We start from the raw sequence: 221 nt of genomic DNA, 5'->3' as shown, positions 1-221 counted from the left end.
GACCTCATACCTTACGTTAAACCTTAGTGGCTTGGTAACCCCGCCAAGCAATACCAACGGCAACGGCACGCTGGATGCAGAGCTTTCCGGCTACTACCAGGGCGACAGTGACAACTGGCTGATAGCACCCGCACAGGGTTTTATCGTACAGGCACAGCCTTCGGCCACTACAATAAGCTTTACCAACAGCATGCGCCGTGCCACACCGGGTGCGCAGGCCT

General features: G+C 56.6%; 1 protein-coding gene. It reads left to right on the top strand.

Going from position 1 to position 221, the window contains the following annotated elements:
• The coding region (locus tag ACLI09_RS18135; protein WP_411421051.1) for a hypothetical protein at window positions 1-221 on the top strand (221 nt) is incomplete at both ends.

This window comes from Flavobacterium sp. RHBU_24, assembly GCF_046613695.1.
Lineage (GTDB): Bacteria > Bacteroidota > Bacteroidia > Flavobacteriales > Flavobacteriaceae > Flavobacterium.
Note: the sequence above shows the minus strand (reverse complement) of the source record. Positions and strands in the feature narration are given on the sequence as shown.